This is a genomic window from Variovorax sp. 278MFTsu5.1 (assembly GCF_048305045.1).
Lineage (GTDB): Bacteria > Pseudomonadota > Gammaproteobacteria > Burkholderiales > Burkholderiaceae_C > Variovorax > Variovorax guangxiensis.
In genome coordinates this window covers 4,739,379-4,757,575 of the sequence record NZ_CP157622.1, presented here as the reverse complement: position 1 = coordinate 4,757,575, position 18,197 = coordinate 4,739,379, and the positions used below count along the sequence as shown (strand labels likewise).

At 67.9% G+C, this 18,197-nt stretch carries 16 protein-coding genes; 9 read left to right on the top strand and 7 right to left on the bottom strand.

The annotated features are described in order from the left end of the window. Positions 1–79 precede the first annotated feature (79 nt). The 3 genes from ABL844_RS22160 to fhuF all read right to left on the bottom strand — a co-directional run bounded on the left by ABL844_RS22160 (position 80) and on the right by fhuF (position 4,058). On the bottom strand, positions 80–2,218 hold the full coding sequence (locus ABL844_RS22160) for a TonB-dependent siderophore receptor (protein WP_418128931.1): 2,139 nt from the start codon (positions 2,216–2,218) through the stop codon (positions 80–82). A gap of 115 nt (positions 2,219–2,333) precedes the next feature. Then, positions 2,334–3,161: a N(5)-hydroxyornithine transformylase PvdF gene (locus ABL844_RS22155; RefSeq protein ID WP_418128930.1), complete on the bottom strand. Its 828-nt coding sequence runs from the start codon at positions 3,159–3,161 to the stop codon at positions 2,334–2,336. Between the two features lie 72 nt (positions 3,162–3,233). After that, entirely contained in the window at positions 3,234–4,058 is an 825-nt protein-coding gene (gene fhuF, locus ABL844_RS22150) for a siderophore-iron reductase FhuF (protein ID WP_418128929.1), read from the bottom strand. Positions 4,059–4,261: 203 nt separating this feature from the next. On the opposite strand from fhuF, the gene ABL844_RS22145 reads away from it, so the two are divergent. From ABL844_RS22145 to ABL844_RS22130, 4 genes are read left to right on the top strand one after another with little or no spacing between them, the layout of a single operon-like run. Then, a complete protein-coding gene (locus ABL844_RS22145) occupies positions 4,262–5,953 on the top strand; it encodes a cyclic peptide export ABC transporter (RefSeq protein ID WP_418128928.1) in 1,692 nt (563 codons plus the stop codon). 53 nt (positions 5,954–6,006) lie between these two features. After that, positions 6,007–7,308: a lysine N(6)-hydroxylase/L-ornithine N(5)-oxygenase family protein gene (locus tag ABL844_RS22140; RefSeq protein ID WP_418128927.1), complete on the top strand. Its 1,302-nt coding sequence runs from the start codon at positions 6,007–6,009 to the stop codon at positions 7,306–7,308. Positions 7,309–7,339: 31 nt separating this feature from the next. Continuing rightward, on the top strand, positions 7,340–7,579 hold the full coding sequence (locus ABL844_RS22135; protein ID WP_418128926.1) for a DUF4880 domain-containing protein: 240 nt from the start codon (positions 7,340–7,342) through the stop codon (positions 7,577–7,579). A gap of 33 nt (positions 7,580–7,612) precedes the next feature. After that, positions 7,613–10,063, top strand: a complete 2,451-nt coding sequence (locus ABL844_RS22130) for a penicillin acylase family protein (protein ID WP_418128925.1) — start codon at positions 7,613–7,615, stop codon at positions 10,061–10,063. Positions 10,064–10,091: 28 nt separating this feature from the next. Here ABL844_RS22130 and ABL844_RS22125 read toward each other — a convergent pair whose 3' ends face one another. After that, the gene (locus ABL844_RS22125) at positions 10,092–11,519 is read right to left on the bottom strand and encodes an FAD-binding oxidoreductase (RefSeq protein ID WP_418128924.1); all 1,428 of its coding nucleotides are present in this window, start codon (positions 11,517–11,519) and stop codon (positions 10,092–10,094) included. Further along, positions 11,516–11,923, bottom strand: a complete 408-nt coding sequence (locus ABL844_RS22120; protein WP_418128923.1) for a DUF2069 domain-containing protein — start codon at positions 11,921–11,923, stop codon at positions 11,516–11,518. Before ABL844_RS22120 ends, ABL844_RS22125 begins: the two co-directional genes overlap by 4 nt. A 35-nt stretch (positions 11,924–11,958) precedes the next feature. Between ABL844_RS22120 and ABL844_RS22115 the strand changes: the two genes are divergently transcribed. Continuing rightward, complete coding sequence (locus tag ABL844_RS22115) at positions 11,959–13,170, top strand: YihY family inner membrane protein (protein WP_369661487.1); 1,212 nt, start codon at positions 11,959–11,961, stop codon at positions 13,168–13,170. Here the strand turns inward: ABL844_RS22115 and ABL844_RS22110 are convergent. Further along, positions 13,167–13,505 carry an Mpo1-like protein gene (locus ABL844_RS22110; RefSeq protein WP_126024817.1) on the bottom strand — a complete coding sequence of 113 codons (339 nt, stop codon included), beginning with the start codon at positions 13,503–13,505 and terminating at the stop codon, positions 13,167–13,169. The genes ABL844_RS22115 and ABL844_RS22110 overlap by 4 nt on opposite strands. A 102-nt stretch (positions 13,506–13,607) precedes the next feature. Here ABL844_RS22110 and ABL844_RS22105 point away from each other — a divergent pair, with 102 nt between their 5' ends. Both ABL844_RS22105 and ABL844_RS22100 read left to right on the top strand, forming a co-directional pair. Further along, entirely contained in the window at positions 13,608–14,003 is a 396-nt protein-coding gene (locus ABL844_RS22105) for a thioredoxin family protein (protein ID WP_418128922.1), read from the top strand. A 17-nt stretch (positions 14,004–14,020) separates the two neighbouring features. Next, positions 14,021–14,683 carry an NmrA family NAD(P)-binding protein gene (locus ABL844_RS22100; protein ID WP_418117193.1) on the top strand — a complete coding sequence of 221 codons (663 nt, stop codon included), beginning with the start codon at positions 14,021–14,023 and terminating at the stop codon, positions 14,681–14,683. Here ABL844_RS22100 and ABL844_RS22095 read toward each other — a convergent pair. Further along, complete coding sequence (locus ABL844_RS22095; protein ID WP_418128921.1) at positions 14,667–15,635, bottom strand: LysR family transcriptional regulator; 969 nt, start codon at positions 15,633–15,635, stop codon at positions 14,667–14,669. The genes ABL844_RS22100 and ABL844_RS22095 overlap by 17 nt on opposite strands. A gap of 129 nt (positions 15,636–15,764) precedes the next feature. Between ABL844_RS22095 and ABL844_RS22090 the strand changes: the two genes are divergently transcribed. Together ABL844_RS22090 and ABL844_RS22085 are read left to right on the top strand one after the other, a co-directional pair. Then, complete coding sequence (locus tag ABL844_RS22090) at positions 15,765–17,192, top strand: M20 family metallopeptidase (RefSeq protein WP_418128919.1); 1,428 nt, start codon at positions 15,765–15,767, stop codon at positions 17,190–17,192. An 11-nt stretch (positions 17,193–17,203) separates the two neighbouring features. Further along, a complete protein-coding gene (locus ABL844_RS22085) occupies positions 17,204–18,193 on the top strand; it encodes a Bug family tripartite tricarboxylate transporter substrate binding protein (protein ID WP_418128917.1) in 990 nt (329 codons plus the stop codon). The last annotated feature ends 4 nt before the right edge of the window (positions 18,194–18,197 follow it).

Genomic DNA, 18,197 nt, shown 5'->3' with positions numbered 1-18,197 from the left:
AAGCGCCCGTTGTCGAGATGGCAACGGGCGCTTTTCCTTTACTCCGACGCCGGAGAAGCTGAAGTCGGATCCGGCGAGATCAGAACTGGTACTTGGCGGTGGCGACCAGCGTCCGCTCGTTGCCGGCGTAGTAGTTGTTGTACGCGCGCGAAGCGGTGTACTTGCGGTTGGCCAGGTTGGTCGCGGTCAGCGCAAAGCGCCATGGGCCGGTCTTGTAGTGCACCGTGGCGTCGAGCAGCGCAACGCCGCCTTCCGACGACGTGTTGGTCACGTCGTTCCAGCGCTTGCCGATATAGCGCACGCCGCCGCCGAAGCCGAAGCCGTTGTTCATGGTGTAGTCGAGCCACACCGAGGCCGAGTGCTTCGGCACCTGGATCGGCATATTGCCGATTTCGCTCGTGTTGGCGCTGGCCAGCACCTTCATGTCGAGAAAGGTGTAGGCGGCCGTGAGATTCAGGTTGCGCGCCAACTCGGCCTTGGCTTCGAGCTCGAGGCCGCGTGAACGGATGCGACCGATCTGGCGGGCCTCGAACGTGCTCTGGTCGTAGGTGACGACGTTCGATTTGCGCAGATCGAACACAGCCGCCGTGAGCATGGTGCGCGAGCCTTCGGGCTGGTACTTGAGGCCGGCTTCGACCTGCTTGCCGCGGCTCGGCTGGAAGGGCTGGCTGTTGGCATCGACGCCGCTGTTCGGCACGAACGACTCCGCATAGCTGATGTACGGCGCCAGGCCGTTGCCGATCAGGTAGCTCAGGCCCGCGCGGCCGCTGAACTTGTCGTCGGTCTGCGCTGTGCGGCTGCTGTCCAGGCGGTTGAAGCTGCGCGACTTGACATGGTCCTGGCGGCCGCTCAGCGTGATGACCCAGCGGTTGTCGATCTTGATCTGGTCTTGCGCATAGACGCCGATCTGCTCGCTGGTCTGCGTGGAGTTGGAGTCGGGGTTGTAGGGCTCAGCCACCGGCAGGCCGTTGACGGGGAAGCGCAGGTCGAGGCTCGGCGCAGGGCCTGAGAACTGCTTGGCCGTGTAGCGCGAACGGGTCCAGTCGACGCCGAACAGCAGTGTCTGCTCGACGATGCCCGAGCGCACGCGGCCCTGCAGCTGTGCGTCGGAGGTCCATTGGTTGACGCGCTCCGGTGCAAAGCGGGCCGTGCGCGAAAGCGTGTAGTTGTCCGGCTGGAGCGTCGTGACCATGTGGTGCTTGTCGGTGTCGAAACCGAAATAGCGCATGTTCTGGCGCACAGTCCAGTCGTCGTTGATGTGGTGTTCGAAGAGGTAGCCGACTGAGGCCTGCCGCTGCTTGATGCGGCTGTACTTCGGCTCGCCCTGCAGGATGCCGGTGTTGCGGCCTTGCAGGTCGGTCACGTAGAAGATGTCGTCGCCTGCCTTGCTGTCGAGGAATTCTCCGAGCAGCGTGAACGACGTGGAGGCCGAGGGTTGCCAGCGAAGGGAGGGCGCCAGGTAGTGGCGTTTCGCTTCCACCGGTGCGCCATTCGCGTAGCGCTGCTGCGAGTTGCTGTCGAGTTCGACGCCCACCAGGCGGTAGCTCAGCGTGTCGCTGATGGCGCCGCCCAGGTCGACCGCCACCTGCTTGCGCTGGAAGCTGCCGTACTGGACTTCGATTTCGCGGACCGGCGTATTGCTCGGCATCTTGCTCACCCGGTTGACGATGCCGCCGGCGTCGCCCTGGCCGAAGGTCACGGATGAGGGGCCGCGCAGTACTTCGACGCGCTCGACGCCGTAGGGCTCGGTCAGCGAATAGGCTGGCAGTACGAGCCCGTCGCGGTACATGGCGTTGCCCGCCGTCGCGTCGAAGCCGCGGATCAGCAGCCAGTCGACGCCGCGCGGGTCATAGCCCCAGTTGCTGACGGTCACGCCCGGCGTGTAGCGCACCGCTTCCATGATGTTCTGCGCACCGCGCGCCTCGAGTTCCTCGCGCCCGATCACGGAGATGGACTGGGGCGTTTCGACCAGCGGCGTGTCTGTCTTCGTTGCCGTGGCGCTGCGCCGCGCCACATAGCCCTGGACCGGGCCGGTGGCGGTTTCGGGCTGTTCGCCGCTCACCGTGACCACCGGCAGCGTGTTGGCTGCGGCCGCAGCTTCCGGCGTGCGGGCGGTCTGGGCTGGTGCCGCAAGGCTCCAGAAGGCGGCGGCGGTGCCGAAGGCTGTCGCGAGCGATGAACTGAGCAGGCGTTGCCGCGGCAAAGAAAGAGGACGCATGAAGGAATATCTCCCAAGGATTGGTTGCTGATCCGCTTTCATTTTAATGAGAATGGTTCTTATTCGCTGAATAAATGAAGCATTTTGTTGCAGGGCGGCAACGGGACCGTTGTGCTCAGAGGTGAGGGGCCAGCAGGGCCAGGCCCTGGTGCATGGCGGGGAAGAGGCTGCGGTTGAAGTTGTTCCAGCGCAGTTCAAGAATCGAATCGTCCGGCCCGATGTCGGTGCCGAGCACGTCGAAGATGACTTCGCCCGAGTCGATGCCGTTGTCGACGTAGTGCAGCGACGCGCCGGTTTTGACGACTGGTTTCGTGGCCACTTTGACCATGTTCCGCCAGTCGACCACCTTCTCGCCCCGCGCGCCGTGCAGGGCATCGAGCGTGGCGTAGGCGCCGCGGCGCTGGAACGGCGACTCGAGGCGCGTGATGCCCGGGTGGATGTTGACGATCCTGCGGTGGAAGCGGGCACCGGGCCGCACCAATTCGTTGAGGATGACCAGCAGTCCGTCGAGCAGCACCGCGTCGGCGCGCAACGTGAGCAGCTTGTCGAGCAGCGCGCGTTCGAACGCGCTCTTGCCCGCCGCGCGCCCGGCCGAATCCATCGGCAGGCGCCGGTACGACGAGGGCACCGAGTGCAGCATGTCCTTCAGCAGCCGGCCTTGCGCGCGCAGTTCGCCGGGAAAGATCCACTTGCGCTCGGGGTGCCATGCAAAGCCGTAGTCGGCCAGCGCCGCCTGGTCGCGTGGCGATTGAGGGTCGTCGTCGTAGACGATGCCTTCGAGCGAGTACGCGTCGCCCAGCGGCGTGGTGTCGAGTGCCTCGGCGAGGTACTCGAGCGGCGACTTCATGTAGCGCGGTTCTCCCTTGTAGTCGATGTTCTGGCCCGCCTTGTCGGCGGCGGCATTTCTCAGCGAGAGGACGTAGACAAGCTTGGCTTTGGGCATGGAAGTGCGGTGGTGTTGGCGTGGGTTGGATGGTTCGGGTCTCAGAGGGAGACGAACTACCCGGCAATCTGTTCACCCGCCGCTGGCCTTGCCGACATCGGCGGCGTCCTCGTCTTCACCGTTGCCGTCGTCACCTCGGCTGTTGCCTTGGCGATGCAGTGGCGCCAGCGGGCAGGCGCCGCAATAGTCCTCGCCCGGCAGCAGGTGGTACAGGCAGCATTGCCGATGCAGCTTCATCGCGACGGTGCGCCCCTCGTGTTGCCGAGGTACTTCGCGCCGGCGCCCGTGCAGCGGGTTGATGCCGCCGGGCGCATCCGGCCAGGCGGTGGCATGCAGCAGGTGGGCCTGGTCTTGCGCGACGGTGGCCGAGCCGCCGGTCAGCAGCAGGCCGTGTTCGAGGATGGGTTCGAGGCGGCGCGCCAGATTGCCCCAGAGGATCTTTGGGGCCAGGCGCGTGAGCCGTGTTAGTTCGGCAAAAAGCGGTGCGAGGTGATGCCACAGCAATGGCGCATAGCGCTGCGATGTTGTTGCGCCGTGCCGTGGCTCACCGATCTCGATGAGGTGGAAGCCGACCGCGTCGCCGTTGCCGTCGAACCGCACCCAGACCTGTTCGGCCGACACTGGAAACACATGCTGCAGCACGCTTGCCCCCGCCACCACGGGCGGCAGCAGCACGTCGAGGTACCGGAGGCTCCATACGGAAGCGACGGCCCGCGGGTCGGCATCGGCGTCGCCCCGGAACCGCGCGTGCCGGTGCAGCATCTCGCCGAGGCGCGAGCCGGGCTGCAGCAGGTCTGCCAGGCGCACGGCGCTGGCGGGAGGGGTGTGCGCGCACTGGAGCCCTTCGCCGAGCGGTGCCAGTTCGCCCCGGAAAATCGGCGCCAGCAGCGGGATCATGGGCCGGCTCGCAAGAGCGCAGCCAGGCGTCGCTCGGGGTGCATGCCATCGAGACGCGCGAGCGGTCCGCATGTTCACCGGGCACGCATCGGAGCGCCTGCTCGGGCCTCGCCATGAACATCGGCAGGGCCCCGTCGTCTATGCAGGGAGCGGTGTCGCACCGCGTGAACGCAATCGCCCGGACGGGCGGAAAGATTCCTTGCATGACATCTCCAAGTGGCAGCGGTAGCGGCAATGGCGCGGAAGTCGCGCGCCTGCTGAAACCCTTTCTTCCCTGGATCGTGCTGTCCATGGTCACGGGCGTCGGTGCGGGCGTGGCGACCGTCGCGCTGTTGCGCACCATCAACCAGGTACTCAACCAGCAGGGCAGCATGGCCGGCGGACTGCTGCTGACCTTCGTTGCGCTGTGCCTGATCGCGCTGTTCGGGCGCATGGCTTCCGACGTGTCGACCAACTTCGTAGGCCAGAAGCTGGTGGCCCAGGTGCGCAAGAGCCTGGCGCAGAAGATTCTTTCGGCCCCCATCGATGCCCTGGAGCGCTACCGCACGCATCGGCTCATGCCGGTGCTGTCGCAAGACGTGGACATGATCAGCGACGCTGCATTCGCGTTGTCGACCACGCTCATCGCGGTGGCTGTCGCGCTAGGCTGCTTGGCCTACCTGGCCTGGCTTTCGCTGCCGCTGTTCTGCCTGTTGCTGGTGGCGCTCATCATCGGTGCCTCCTTCCAGATGGTGGCGCAGAACCGCGCCAACATCGGCTTCTGGAAGGCACGCGAGCATGAAGACCAGCTGCACAAGGCCTACCGGGCCATCAGCGAGGGCGCAAAGGAGTTGCGCATGCACCGCGAGCGCCGGGTCGGCATGTTCGACGGGCAGATCGAACGCATCGTCGACACCATCCGTACCGTGAACAGCCGCGCCATCAACACCTTCGTGATGGCCACGTCTTTCGGTTCGGCACTGTTCTTCCTGTTGATCGCGCTGATCCTTGGTTGGGCCGCATTCCGCACCACCGAGCCCGCGGTGCTGAGCGGCTTCGTGCTGGTGCTGCTGTTCCTGCGCGGTCCCATCGACCAGATTGCCGGGACTCTGCCTCACATGGCGCGTGCCAAGGTGGCTTTCCTGCGCATTGCCGACCTCTCGGCGCGTTTTGCCAGCCCCGAGCCCCACCTGCACCTGGAGCGCGCGGGCGGCCCGCAGACGCTGTCCGATGGCATCGGCATGCAGGGCGTGCGCTACGCCTTCGAGGCGCCCGACGGTGGCGAGCCCTTCGTGCTCGGGCCCATCGACCTGCAACTGCGCCGCGGCGAGATGGTGTTCGTGGTGGGCGACAACGGCTCTGGCAAGACGACGCTCATCAAGCTACTGTTGGGCCTGTACGCGCCGCAGCATGGCGAGATGCTGCGCGACGGCGTCATCGTCACGCCCGAACTTCGCGATGACTACCGGCAGCTGTTCACCACGGTGTTCTCCGACTTCTACCTGTTCGAGAACCTCGTCGCGAACAAGAAAGGCGAGGAGGGCACGCACGCATTGCCGCAAGCCGCGATGCCTTACCTGCAGCGCCTGGAGATCGCCCACAAGGTGAGCATCAGGGACGGCTCGTTCAGCACGGTCGACCTGTCGACAGGTCAGCGCAAGCGCCTGGCGCTGGTGCATGCCTACCTCGAGGGCCGACCGGTGCTGGTGTTCGACGAATGGGCCGCAGACCAGGATCCGACCTTCCGCCATCTCTTCTACACCGAACTGCTTCCCGAGTTGCGTGCCCGAGGTCACCTGCTGGTGGTGATCTCGCATGACGACCGCTACTTCCACCTGGCCGACCGCGTGATCACCATGAAGGCCGGACGCATCGAGGAAGACCGGGCACGCACATCGCACGGCCTGGCCGCCTGAGGGGCGCCTGCCCGCCCGCATCCAACACACAGAGCACAGAGGACTTGACATCCATGCAGCACATCCATGACCTGATCGGGATCGGATTCGGCCCGTCGAACGTCGCGCTGGCCATCGCACTCGACGAGAAGCGCCACGGCACCAAGCCGCTGGACGCCCTGTTTATCGAGCGGCAGGCCGGCTTTGCCTGGCATCCGCACATGCTGCTGGACCAGGCTCACATGCAGATATCGTTCCTGAAGGACCTGGCGACGCTGCGCAACCCGACCAGCCGCTTCACCTTCGTGAACTACCTGTACGAGAAGGGGCGGCTGACGGACTTCATCAATCTCAAGAGCTTCTTCCCGAGCCGCCACGAGTTCAACGACTATCTGGGCTGGGCAGCGGGCCAGTTCGAGGACGCCTGCCGCTACGGCGAGGAGGTGTTCGAGGTGCTGCCCGAGAAGCAGGGCGGCGAGGTGTCGCTGCTGCGCGTGCGCTCGCGCGACGGAAGCGGCCGGGTGCAGGAGCGTCTCGCGCGCAACCTGGTGGTCGGCATCGGTGGCGTGCCCAACATTCCAGAGTGCTTCCGCGCGCTTCGCGACGACCCGCGCGTCTTCCATTCGAGCAGCTACCTGAAGGACATGGCGGAGCACCCGCAGATCCGCAGGGTGGCCGTCGTGGGCGCAGGCCAGAGCGCGGCGGAGATCTTCATGGACCTGCAGGGCCGCCCGGGTGCGCCGCAGGTCGACCTGATCATGCGCGCGCGTTCCATCCGGCCTTCGGACGACAGCCCGTTCGTGAACGAGGTGTTCAACGCCGACTACACCGACTACATGTTCAGCCGCGACAGCGACGAACGCGCCGCGTTGCTCGACGAGTTCTCGCAGACCAACTACGCGGTGGCGGACCTCGACCTGATCCAGCAGATCTACAAGGTCTTCTACGACCAGAAGGTGGCGCGCGGAACCCGCCTGCGCATGCTGCGCCAGCACGAGGTGCGCTCGGTGCGCGCCGCTACCGATGGGGTTCACCTGACGCTGTTCGACCGCGACGTGCAGCGAGAAAGCTCGGTGCGCTACGACGCCGTGGTGCTGGCCACCGGCTATGCACGCGACCAGCACAGAGACCTGTTGTTACCGCTCGCGCCGTACCTTGGCGACTACGACGTCGACCGCTACTACCGCCTGAAGGCATCGCCCGACTTCCATCCGGGCATTTACCTGCAGGGCGCGTGCGAAGACAGCCACGGCCTGAGCGACACACTGCTTTCGGTCACTTCCGTGCGTACCGGGGAAATCGGCAACGCGCTGCTTGCTGCCCAATCGCGCACGCGCAATACCGCGCGGGACGACGCCCAGGCGGTCCGGGTCTAGCCGGCCGCGGGCGAGGCGGCCGACGATGGCGATGGTCGAGAGGACCCCGGCTTGCACGAAGACGGCCGTCGACACCGCATGGGCGCTTTTTTGCCGGCTGCACGACACGCCCTCGCGCGACCACGCCGACCAGCTCATCCACTGGCTGGGCGAAGACCCCCGCCATGTGCGTGCCTTCGACGAGGCGCTCACGCTGTGGGCGCTGGCGGGCGCTGCCCTGGTCAAGCCCGTGCTCGAAGAGGGGCAGCGCTGCGGCCCTGACCTGCAATAGACGGCCGTCGAGCCATTGGAGCCACTGAACGACATGAACGACTTTTTCTTGTTTCGCGCCCTCACGTGGAATCGCCTTGTGGCCGCCGTCGCGCTCGCATGTGCAGTCTTCGGGGCCGCTCCTGCGTGGGCACGGCGCGACACGCCAGCCGCCGCGATCGAGATCCGCCGCACCGCCGACGGCATTCCCCATGTGCGCGCCAGCAGCTGGCGCGGGCTGGGCATCGGCTATGGCCAGGCGCAGGCCGAAGACGCGCTGTGCACGCTGGCCGATGCCTTCGTCACCTACAGCGGGCAGCGCTCCCTGTATTTCGGTGCCGAAGGGAAGCCGCAGACGCGCTCCACCTTCGGCGAGCCCGCCAATCTCGATCTGGATTTCTTCTTCAGGGCATTTGCGGGCGCCGAAGCAGTCGAGGCCCTGAGGCGCGAGCAGCCGGCCGAACTCAACGAATTCATTGCCGGCTATGCGGAAGGCTACAACCGCCAGGTGCGGGCACTGCAGGCGCAGCACGACAAGCCTGGCCATGGCGCGGCGCACGCGTGTGCCGGCGCGCCGTGGTTGCGAACCATCGGGCCTGAAGACATCTACCGGCGGATGATCGCCGCCGGGCTGGCGGGCGGGTACACGCGCTTCGTCTCCGAGATCGTGAACGCAAAGCCCGCGGCGGCTGCGCCGCCCGCACCGGCGGACAAGCTCTCGCTGTCGTCGCGGCTCGAGATCCCGGTGGGCGACGCAAGGGGCATCGGCAGCAACGTGCTGGCGTTCGGCCAGGCGGCCACCGGCGAGCGCGGCACCAGCGTGCTGTTCGGCAACCCGCACTGGTACTGGGGCGGCCCCGACCGCTTCTACCAGGCGCATCTCACACTGCCGGGAAAGCTCGACGTAGCGGGCGTGTCCTTCCTGGGCATCCCGGTCATCATGATCGGCTTCAACAACGACGTGGCCTGGAGCCACACGGTGTCCACCGCGCGGCGTTTCGGGCTGTTCGACCTGACGCTAGATCCGGCCGACGCCACGCGCTACCTGGTCGACGGCCGTTCCGAGCCCATGCAGGCTCAGGTGATGGCCGTGGCGGTGCGCCGGCCCGATGGCACGGTGGACCTGGCACGCCGCACGCTCTACCGCACGCGCTTCGGGCCGGTGGTCGACCTCGGCGCGCGAAACCCTGCGCTGGGGTGGAGCGCTCACAAGGCGCTGGCGATGCGCGACATCAACGCCGACAACCTGCGCATCTTCCGCAACTTCTTTCGCTGGGACCAGGCACGTTCGCTCGACGAGTTCATCGGCATCCAGCGGGAGGAGACGGCGATGCCGTGGGTCAACACCGTGGCCATCGGGCGCGGCGACGGTCGGGCCTGGTATGCGGACATCGGCGCGGTGCCCGGCGTGCCCGACGACCTGCGTTCGGCCTGCGCAACGCCGTTGTCGAAGGCCTTTGCCGCATTCGATGCGGACACGCCCGTGCTCGACGGCAGTCGTTCGGCCTGCGAATGGCAGTCCGCGAAGAACGCGGTGCAGTCCGGTGCGCTGGCCGCGCAGCGCATGCCCAGCCTGCTGCGCGAGGACTATGTCGCCAACATGAACGACAGCCACTGGCTGGCAAACCCGGCGCAGCCCTTGACGGGCTTCGCGTCGGTCCTCGGCAGCGAGGGCAAGGCACTGTCGATGCGCGGACGCGAGGGGCATCGCATCGCGGGCGAACTCGCCGCGGCGGGCTCGACTTCCGCCGGGGAACTGGCCAGCCGGGTGATGCGGAAGACGCTGGAAGCACGCTCCTACACCGCCGACAGGTTCAAGCCCGCGTTGCTCGATGGCGCCTGCGCGGCAGGCCAGGTCGAACTGGCCGCCGAAAACGCCGCGGCAAGGATGCGAACGGTCGACATCCGCCAGGCCTGCGAAGTGCTGCGGCGCTGGCCGAACCGCGCCAGCGCCGGCGCCGGCGATCGGGGCGCGCTGCTCTGGGACGCCTTCTGGACCCGGGTGCTGGAGATCCCCGCCAAGGAGCTCTACGCGCAACCGTTCTCGGCAGCGCAGCCCTTGCAGACACCCTCGGGCATCAATGCCGCGGACCCGCGCGTGGCGCGGGCGCTGGCGGGGGCTGTGGAAGACATGGCGCGCAAGGGATGGCCACTGGACACGCCGCTGGGCGAACGCCGCTTCGTCCGCAGCGAGGGCCGCGAGGTGCCGCTCTTCGGCGGCTGCGATGCTGAAGGCTATTTCACGGTGGCCTGTGCCAACGGAGGCGACTACACCATGGGCAATCGCTCGCACGGCAATACCTATCTGCAGGTCGTGTACTTCGATCGGCGCGGGGTGCAGGCGCACACGCTGCTTGCCCACGGCGAGCGCGAAACCGCGGTGACCGGCGGCGAAGGCCTTGCCTCCGTGGCGCGCTACGCGAAAAAGGACTGGCTGCGCTTTCCGTTCCGGGAGGAGGACATCGCACGCGATCCGCAATTGCGGCGCGTGATCGTTCGTCCCTGAGCCCGTCGTTTGGCGGCGGGCCTACACCCTAAACCCGGATCACCCGCCCCGGATTCAGTATGTTCTTCGGATCAAGCCCCCGCTTGATCGCCCGCATCATCTCCAGCGCCACCGGCGACTTGTGCTTCTCGAGCTTGTCGACCTTGAGCGAGCCGACGCCGTGCTCGGCCGAGAACGAGCCGCCGAACTTCTCGACCGCGTCGTACACCAGCGTGTTGATGCGCTCTTCCTCGTTCTTCAGGAACGCCTTGGCGTCGATGTTCTCCGGCGCCTGCACGTTGTAGTGCAGGTTGCCGTCGCCCAGGTGGCCGAAGTTGACCAACCGCACGCCGGCGATCTCGCGGGCCAGCAGCGCGTCGGTCTCCTGCACGAAGGCCGGGATGCGCGACACCGGAATGGAGATGTCGTGCTTGATGTTCAGCCCTTCTTCGGCCTGCGCGAGCGGAATGCTCTCGCGGATGTGCCAGAGCTGGTGCGCCTGCGTGAGGTTCTCGGCCACCACCGCGTCGCTCACGCAGCCGTCCTCGAAGGCGGTTTCGAGCAGCGCCTCGAAGCGCGCGCGGGCGTGGTCTTCGGATTCGCTGTCGGAGTTCTCCAGCAGCACGCAATAAGGGACGGCCTCTTCGGAGATGAAGGGCACGCGCAGCTGGGGCATGTGCTTGTCGACCAGGCTCAGCGCGAACTTGCCCATCACCTCGAAGCCGGTGAGGCCCGAGCCCAGGTGCTTGTGGGCAAGGCCCAGCAGGGTCACCGCGTGGTCCAGTGACGGCACCGCGGCCCAGGCCGTGAGCTGCGCCGCCGGCAGCGGATAGAGCTTCATGGTGGCGGCGGTGATGATGCCCAGCGTGCCCTCGCTGCCGACGAAGAGGTCGCGCAGGTCGTAGCCGGTGTTGTCCTTGCGCAGGCCGCTGGTGCCTTCCCAGATCTCGCCCTGCGGCGTGACGACCTCCAGGCCCAGGCACAGCTCGCGCGTGTTGCCGTAGCGCACGACCTGCGTGCCGCCCGCGTTGGTGGCGAGGTTGCCGCCGATGGTGCAGCTGCCCTCGGCCGCGAGGCTCAGCGGGAACAGGTAGCCGGCCTTCTCGGCGGTTTCCTGCAGCGTCTGCAGGATGCAGCCGGCCTCCACTGTCATGGTGAGATTGGCGGCATCGACCGTGCGGATCGCGTTCATGCGCTGCAGGCTCAGCACCACCTGCGTACCGCTGTCGTCGGGAATGGAGCCGACCGCGAGGCCGGTGTTGCCGCCCTGCGGAATCACCGCCGTGCCGGCCGCGGCGCAGGCCTTGATCACGTCGGCCACCTGCTGGGTGTTGGCCGGGCGCACCACGGCCAGCGACTTGCCGCGCGAGCGCTTGCGCCAGTCCTGCTCGTAGGCGGTGAGGTCGCCCTCGTTGAGCACATGCGATGCGCCAACGATGGCGCGCAGTTGTTCGATCAGGTCGGTGGAAGAAGTCATTGGGCGGAAGCCTCCAGTTGGCGGGCAGCGTTCTTGGCGTGGCGCAGGCGAAGCCGCACATGCCAGGCACAGGCGACGAAGAGCACGAGGCACAGCAGTACCTCGACGAGCGCGAGCACCTGGCTCACGCCGCTGGTGTCGCTCCAGGCGCGCACCACGCCCTCGGTGAAATAGAGCCAGATCATCAGGCTGACCCAGCGGTAGGTGTACATGCGGTTCTTCCAGAGCCCCGCGAGCGGAATGACCAGCGGCAGCACCTTCAGTGCCATCAGCGAGCCGCCGGGCCGCAAGGGCGCGAGCCACAGTTCCCAGGCCAGGCCGAGCACGATGAGGCCGACGACGCTGCCCACGGCGGTCCAGCGGGTGGCGCGAACGGAAGATGGAGGAAGCGGGGTGTCGGACACGGGTGGCGGGGGGCGCTGCGAAAAGAGCGGATGGCATGATACCGGCCATGAATCGTCGGCAACTCTGGAGGGATCTTTCGCGCTTTCCGTGGCGCAACACCGCGGCGGTGCTGGGCGAGCGCTTCCGCGAAGACCGGCTCGGCCTCACGGCCAGCAGCCTGACCTTCACCACCACCATCGCGATGGTGCCCTTCTTCACGGTGGCGCTGGCCCTGTTCACCGTGTTCCCGATGTTCGCGAAGATGCAGGGCCGGCTGCAGCGCTGGCTCATCGAAAGCCTGATTCCAGACAACATCGCGCGGCAGGTGCTGGGCTACCTGAACCAGTTCGCGAGCAAGGCCAGCGGGCTGGGCATCGCGGGCCTGATCGTGCTGCTGATCACCGCCATCGCACTGATCCTCACCATCGACAAGACGCTCAACAACATCTGGCGTGTGCGCACGCCGCGGCCGTTCGCGCAGCGGGTGCTCATCTATTGGGCGGCCATCACGCTGGGGCCGATCATCCTCGCGGTGAGCCTCTCCACCACTTCCTACGTGGTCGCGGCCACCAGCGACGTGGTGGGGCGCGGCATCGTGAAGCTGTTCTTCGACACCTTCGAGTTCATGCTGCTCGCGGTCGGCATGGCGTCGCTCTACCACTACGTGCCTAACACCAACGTGCGCTGGTCGCATGCGTGGGCCGGAGGCATCTTCGTGGCGGCGGCCATCGAGATCGCCAAGCGCGTGCTGGGTTATTACCTGAGCCTGGTGCCGACGTACTCGGTGCTGTACGGCGCCTTCGCGACGGTGCCGATCCTGCTGGTGTGGATCTACGTGGCCTGGGTGATCGTGCTTCTGGGCGCGGTCATCGCCGCCTACCTGCCCAGCCTGCTGACGGGCGTCGCGCGGCGCGGCGGCACCGCCGGCTGGCCCATGCAGCTGGCCATGGAAACGCTGCAGCACCTGGCCCGAGCGCAGGCCACGCCTGCCAAGGGCATGGGCGCGACCGAACTGGTGACGCGCATGCGCGTGGATGCGCTGCAGCTGGCGCCGGTGCTCGAGACGCTGGTGGCGCTCGACTGGATCGCGCCGCTGGCGGAAGAGCCCGCCAACGAGGACCCGCGCTACGTGCTGCTGGCCGACCCGTCGACGCCCATCGAGCCGCTGCTGAAGGAACTGCTGATGCCCCGGGCCGAGCCGCTCGAAGACCTCTGGCAGAAAGGTCCGCTGCGCTCCCTGAGGCTGGGCGACGTGCTCCTGATCTAGATCTTCACGCGTCCCAGCCAGATGTCCCGGTACATCGCCCAGTCGCCCATGAAGGAATAGAGCGGCCGCTTGAACGAGGCCGGCTTGTTCTTCTCGAAGCCGAAGTGCCCGACCCACGCGAAGCCGTAGCCCGCCACGAGGCCCGCCAGCAGCCACAACGGATTGAGCGTGACTATCAGCGCCACCAGGCACAGCAGCGAGATGGTCGAACCGGCGAAATGCAGCCGCCGGCAGGTGATGTTGGCGTGCTCGGTCAGGTAGAAGGGGTAGAACTCCGCGAAGCTCTTGAACTGGCGCGGATCGACGGCAGATGCGGGGGCAGTCGTGGTGTTCATCGTGCGAGTCTCCTGTACCCTGCGGGAGGGCTTTGTCCATAATAGCCACGACCTCCCGGCCGTACCACCCGGTCTTCCGATCACACCACCGACGCATCAGCCTTGAGCGCTCTTCCAAGCCTTCCAAGCCCCCCTGAATCCGCCGGCTCGGCAGGCAGCGATGCGCCCTGGGTCGTCTGCCTCTGCGCCGAGTGGTGCGGCACCTGCCGCGACTACCGGCCGCTGCTCGAGGAAGTGGCGCGCGCGCATCCGCAGTTCCGCTTCGCCTGGGTCGACATCGAAGACCACGCCGACATCGCCGATGCTTTCGACGTCGAGACCTTCCCGACCCTGCTGGTCGCCGGCTCCGACGGCACGCGCTTCCTGGGCCCGCTCCTGCCGCATGCCGAGACGCTCTCGCGCATGCTCTCGGCGCTTCAGCCGCCGCAGCCTTCCAGCCTCGACGTCGACCTGCTGCTGGCGGTGCTGAACAAGAAGCCCGCCGTCTTCACGGTCTAACTGACCGGAGCCTTCCGATGAAAGTCCTGATCTTCGGCGCCACCGGCATGGTGGGGCAGGGCGTGCTGCGCGAGTGCCTGCTGGCGCCCGACGTGGAAAGCGTCGTCGCGGTCGGCCGCAACCCAACAGGGCAGCAGAACCCGAAGCTGCGCGACCTGGTCCACAAGGACATGTACGACTACGGCGACATCGAATCGCAGCTGCAGGGCTTAGACGCCTGCTTCTTCTGCCTCGGCGTGTCGTCGGTAGGCATGAAGGAGCCTGAGTACAAGCGCATCACCTACGACCTCACGCTGGCGGCAGCCACCGTGCTCGCGCGGCTCAACCCGGGCATGACCTTCACCTACGTGACGGGCGCGGGCACCGACAGCAGCGAGCGCGGCAGCAGCATGTGGGCGCGCGTGAAGGGCGCGACCGAGAATGCCCTGCTGCGCCTGCCGTTCAAGGCGGCCTACATGTTCCGTCCCGGCATGATCCAGCCGCTGCACGGCATCCGCTCCAAAACGCCGGTCTACGACGCGGCCATCGTCGTGCTCAAGCCCGTGCTCGGGCTGGCCTTCCGCCTCTGGCCGAACCGGGTGACCACCACCGAGAAGCTGGGCCGCGCGATGCTGGCCGTGGCGCGCAAGGGCGCGGCCAAGCCGATCCTCGACCCGGCGGATATCAACGCCCTGGGCTGACCTCTTTCTTCGTTGCGCCGGAAGCCTGCGCGCGCCCCAGCTTGCGGCGCCCCGCGCTGGCGATGGCCGCGACCAGATGCCGCACGAAGTCCTGCGCCAGTGACGGCAGCGTGCGGCCTTCGAGCGCCAGCACCTGCAGCTGGCGCTGCTGCAGCGGTGCCTCCGCGAAGGGCCGCGCCACCACCGTGCCTTCGTCGATCAGGTGCATCACCGTGAGCAGGCCCGAGAGCATCACGTCGGGCGTGCGCAGCAGCGGCAGCAGCACCGAGGAGAAATTGCTCACGAAGAGCGCGTGGTACTGCAGCCCTTGCAGGCTGCAGGCCTGGTCGAAGAGCTGGCGCGCGGTCACGCCCTTGTCGCCCACGGCCAGCGGGTAGCGCACCGCGTCGGCCACCGACACCACGCGCTGCCGTGCCAGCGGATGGTCGGGCCGCAGCACCGCGTACACCGGCGCGTTGGCCGAGTGCTCGATCTTCAGGCCGGGCTCGGGCGCGACCACGTACTTGAGCGCGATGTCGGTCTCGCCGCGTGCCAGCAGCGCGCTCACGCCATCGGGCGAGCCCACGTGCAGCTCCAGCTGGCAGCCGGGGTTGGCCGACTCGAAGCTGCGCATCACCAGCGGCATGAAGTGCCCTGCGAAGCCTTCCGTGCAGGCCATGCGGATGCGCCGCGCGCTCTGCCCGCCGAGGTCGCGCACCTGTTCGACCACCTGTTCGATATCGAGCTGCGCATTGCGCAGGTGTGCCGCCAGCCGCTCGCCCGCGGCCGTGAGCGCCATGCCGCGCGCATGCCGTTCGAAGAGAGGCGTGCCCAGGCTGTCCTCGAGCTTGGCAATCTGCCGGCTGACCGCCGACGAGGCCACGAAGAGGCGAGCGGCCGCCTGGTTGACCGAGCCGCTGCGCGCCACTTCGAGGAAGTGCCGCATCGGGATGCTGAGCAGGGGGAGCGTCATGGCAGGGCCTTGGGTGTTGCCTTCAAGGCAATGGTAGCTTGCCAAAACGATGCTGGAAGCATCGGCCTTCAGGCCTTGTACTTGCTCTACCGTCACACGGGAAGACACAGAGAGACAAGGACCCCTTTCATGCCACGTTCAGACAGCCTCGTCGCCGCAGCCGCCTATTTCGACGCAGGCGGCTTCTTCGCCGACCTCCAGCGCCGCGTCGCCTTCCGCACCGAGAGCGACACCGGCGCCGCCACGCCCGCGCTGGAGGCCTACCTGCGCGAGGAGATGATCCCGCCCCTCGCCGCACTCGGCTTCGCCTGCGAGGTGGTCGCCAACCCGGTGCCCGGCGGAGGCCCCTTCCTCATCGCGCGCCGCGTCGAGGATACGTCCCTGCCCACGGTGATGACGTACGGCCACGGCGACGTGGTCAGCGGGCAGGACGCGCACTGGGAAGAGGGCCTGGCCCCCTGGGCGCTGACGGCACGCGGCGAACGCTGGTACGGGCGCGGTACGGCCGACAACAAGGGCCAGCACAGCATCAACCTGGGCGGCCTCGCGGCGGCGCTGGAAGCCCGTGGTGGCCGCCTGGGCTACAACGTGACCTGGCTCATCGAAATGGGCGAGGAAGCCGCCTCGCCCGGCCTGCACGCGGTGTGCGAGCAGCAGCGCGACAAGCTGCGCGCCGACCTGTTCATCGCCAGCGACGGCCCGCGGGTGAGCGCCGCGCGGCCCACGCTCTTCCTCGGCTCGCGCGGCGCGGTCAACTTCAGCCTGCGGCTGCGCGCCCGGCCGCGCGGCTATCACTCGGGCAACTGGGGCGGCGTCCTGGTCAATCCGGGCACGGTCGTCAGCCATGCGGTGGCCTCGCTGGTCGATGCGCGCGGGCGCATCCTCGTCGAGGCGCTGCGCCCGCCGCCGGTGACCCAGGCGGTGCGGGATGCGCTGGCCAGCATCGCCATCGGTGGCGGCGCGGACGACCCCGAGGTCGACGAGGGCTGGGGCGAGCCCGGTTTGAGCCCGGCCGAACGGCTGGTGGCCTGGAACACCATCGAGGTGCTGGCGCTCGGCGCGGGCTCGCCGCAGCGGCCCGTCAACGCGATTCCCTCCGAGGCCGTGGCGCACTGCCAACTGCGCTTCGTGGTGGGCACGCCGTGGCAGGACCTGCAGAAGATCGTGCGCGCGCACCTCGACGCGCACGGCTTCGGCCAGGTCGAGGTGCAGGTCACGCTGACCGGCGCGGCCACGCGGCTAGACGTCGAGAACCCCTGGGTGGGCTGGGCGCGCAAATCCATCGAGGAAAGCAGCGGCCAGCGCCTGGACCTGCTGCCCAACCTCGCCGGCTCGCTGCCCAATGACGTCTTCGCCGACCTGCTCGGGCTGCCCACGCTGTGGGTGCCGCATTCGTACCCCGCCTGCGCGCAGCACGCGCCCAACGAACACCTGCTCGCGCCGCTGGCGCGCGAGGGCCTGCAGATCATGGCCGGCCTGTACTGGGACCTGGGCGAGCCGGGCCTCGCGCCCTGGGCTGCCGGCCGGCTTTCGCAATCCGCTTCCACTCTCTCCTGACACCACGCACCATGGACATCGACATCTCCCGTCGCCGCTTCGGCCTGCTGCTTTCCGCTTCCGCCGTCCTGGGCGCACATTCGCCCGTCTTCGCCCAGGGGGGCTGGCCCGAACGTCCGATCAAGCTGGTCGTGCCATTCCCGCCGGGCGGCGGCACCGACCTGGTGGCGCGGGCCATGGGGCAGACGCTGTCGGAGCAGCTCGGCCAGCCCATCGTGATCGACAACAAGCCCGGCGCGTCCACCATCATCGGCACCGACGCGGTCGCCAAGGCCGCGGCCGACGGCTACACGCTGCTGCTGTCGGGCTCGACCAGCTTCAGCGTGAACCCGGCCCTGCGCGCCAGGCTGCCCTACGACACGGTGCGCGACCTCGCGCCCATCGCCATCGTGGCGCGCACGCCCCTGGTGCTGGTGGTGGGCAAGGGCCAGCCCTGGCAATCGCTGCCCGAACTCGTCGCGGCGGCCAAGGCCAAGCCGAAGAGCATCCGCTACGCCACTTTCGGCTCGGGCTCGGGGCCGCACCTGTCGGGCGAACTGTTCGCGCTGGCCGCGGGCATCCAGCTGCAGGACATTCCGTACAAGGGCAGCAGCCAGAGCTCGCTGGCGGTGATCGGCGGCGAGGTCGAGATCGCCATCGATACCGTGGCCGCCGTGGCGCCGCACGTGCGCGCGGGCAAGCTGCGCGCGCTGGGCATCGTGGGGGCGACGCGCTCCAGCATGCTGCCCGAGGTGCGCACGCTGGCCGAGCAGGGACTGCCCGAGGCTACCTTCGACGCCTGGTACGGCTTCGCCGCCCCTGCGCGCACGCCGGCGCCGGTGATCGACAAGCTCGCCCGCACGGTCGTCGCGACCATGGGCCACCCGGCGCTGCAGGCCCAGCTGCGCGCGCAGGGCATGGAGCCGGTGGCCATCGGCGCGGCGGCCTTCCGCACGCAGATGGAAGGCGAGATCTCGCGCTACCGCGCGCTCGCCCACCGGGCGGGCATCGCGGCGGAATAGACGC

What these genes read in the sequence shown, in the direction of transcription:
- ABL844_RS22160 (WP_418128931.1), bottom strand. Translation starts at nt 2,218, where the DNA reads ATGCGTCCTCTTTCTTTGCCGCGGCAACGCCTGCTCAGTTCATCGCTC.
- ABL844_RS22155 (WP_418128930.1), bottom strand. Translation starts at nt 3,161, where the DNA reads ATGCCCAAAGCCAAGCTTGTCTACGTCCTCTCGCTGAGAAATGCCGCC.
- fhuF (WP_418128929.1), bottom strand. Translation starts at nt 4,058, where the DNA reads ATGATCCCGCTGCTGGCGCCGATTTTCCGGGGCGAACTGGCACCGCTC.
- ABL844_RS22145 (WP_418128928.1), top strand. Translation starts at nt 4,262, where the DNA reads ATGACATCTCCAAGTGGCAGCGGTAGCGGCAATGGCGCGGAAGTCGCG.
- ABL844_RS22140 (WP_418128927.1), top strand. Translation starts at nt 6,007, where the DNA reads ATGCAGCACATCCATGACCTGATCGGGATCGGATTCGGCCCGTCGAAC.
- ABL844_RS22135 (WP_418128926.1), top strand. Translation starts at nt 7,340, where the DNA reads ATGGTCGAGAGGACCCCGGCTTGCACGAAGACGGCCGTCGACACCGCA.
- ABL844_RS22130 (WP_418128925.1), top strand. Translation starts at nt 7,613, where the DNA reads ATGAACGACTTTTTCTTGTTTCGCGCCCTCACGTGGAATCGCCTTGTG.
- ABL844_RS22125 (WP_418128924.1), bottom strand. Translation starts at nt 11,519, where the DNA reads ATGACTTCTTCCACCGACCTGATCGAACAACTGCGCGCCATCGTTGGC.
- ABL844_RS22115 (WP_369661487.1), top strand. Translation starts at nt 11,959, where the DNA reads ATGATACCGGCCATGAATCGTCGGCAACTCTGGAGGGATCTTTCGCGC.
- ABL844_RS22110 (WP_126024817.1), bottom strand. Translation starts at nt 13,505, where the DNA reads ATGAACACCACGACTGCCCCCGCATCTGCCGTCGATCCGCGCCAGTTC.
- ABL844_RS22100 (WP_418117193.1), top strand. Translation starts at nt 14,021, where the DNA reads ATGAAAGTCCTGATCTTCGGCGCCACCGGCATGGTGGGGCAGGGCGTG.
- ABL844_RS22095 (WP_418128921.1), bottom strand. Translation starts at nt 15,635, where the DNA reads ATGACGCTCCCCCTGCTCAGCATCCCGATGCGGCACTTCCTCGAAGTG.
- ABL844_RS22090 (WP_418128919.1), top strand. Translation starts at nt 15,765, where the DNA reads ATGCCACGTTCAGACAGCCTCGTCGCCGCAGCCGCCTATTTCGACGCA.
- ABL844_RS22085 (WP_418128917.1), top strand. Translation starts at nt 17,204, where the DNA reads ATGGACATCGACATCTCCCGTCGCCGCTTCGGCCTGCTGCTTTCCGCT.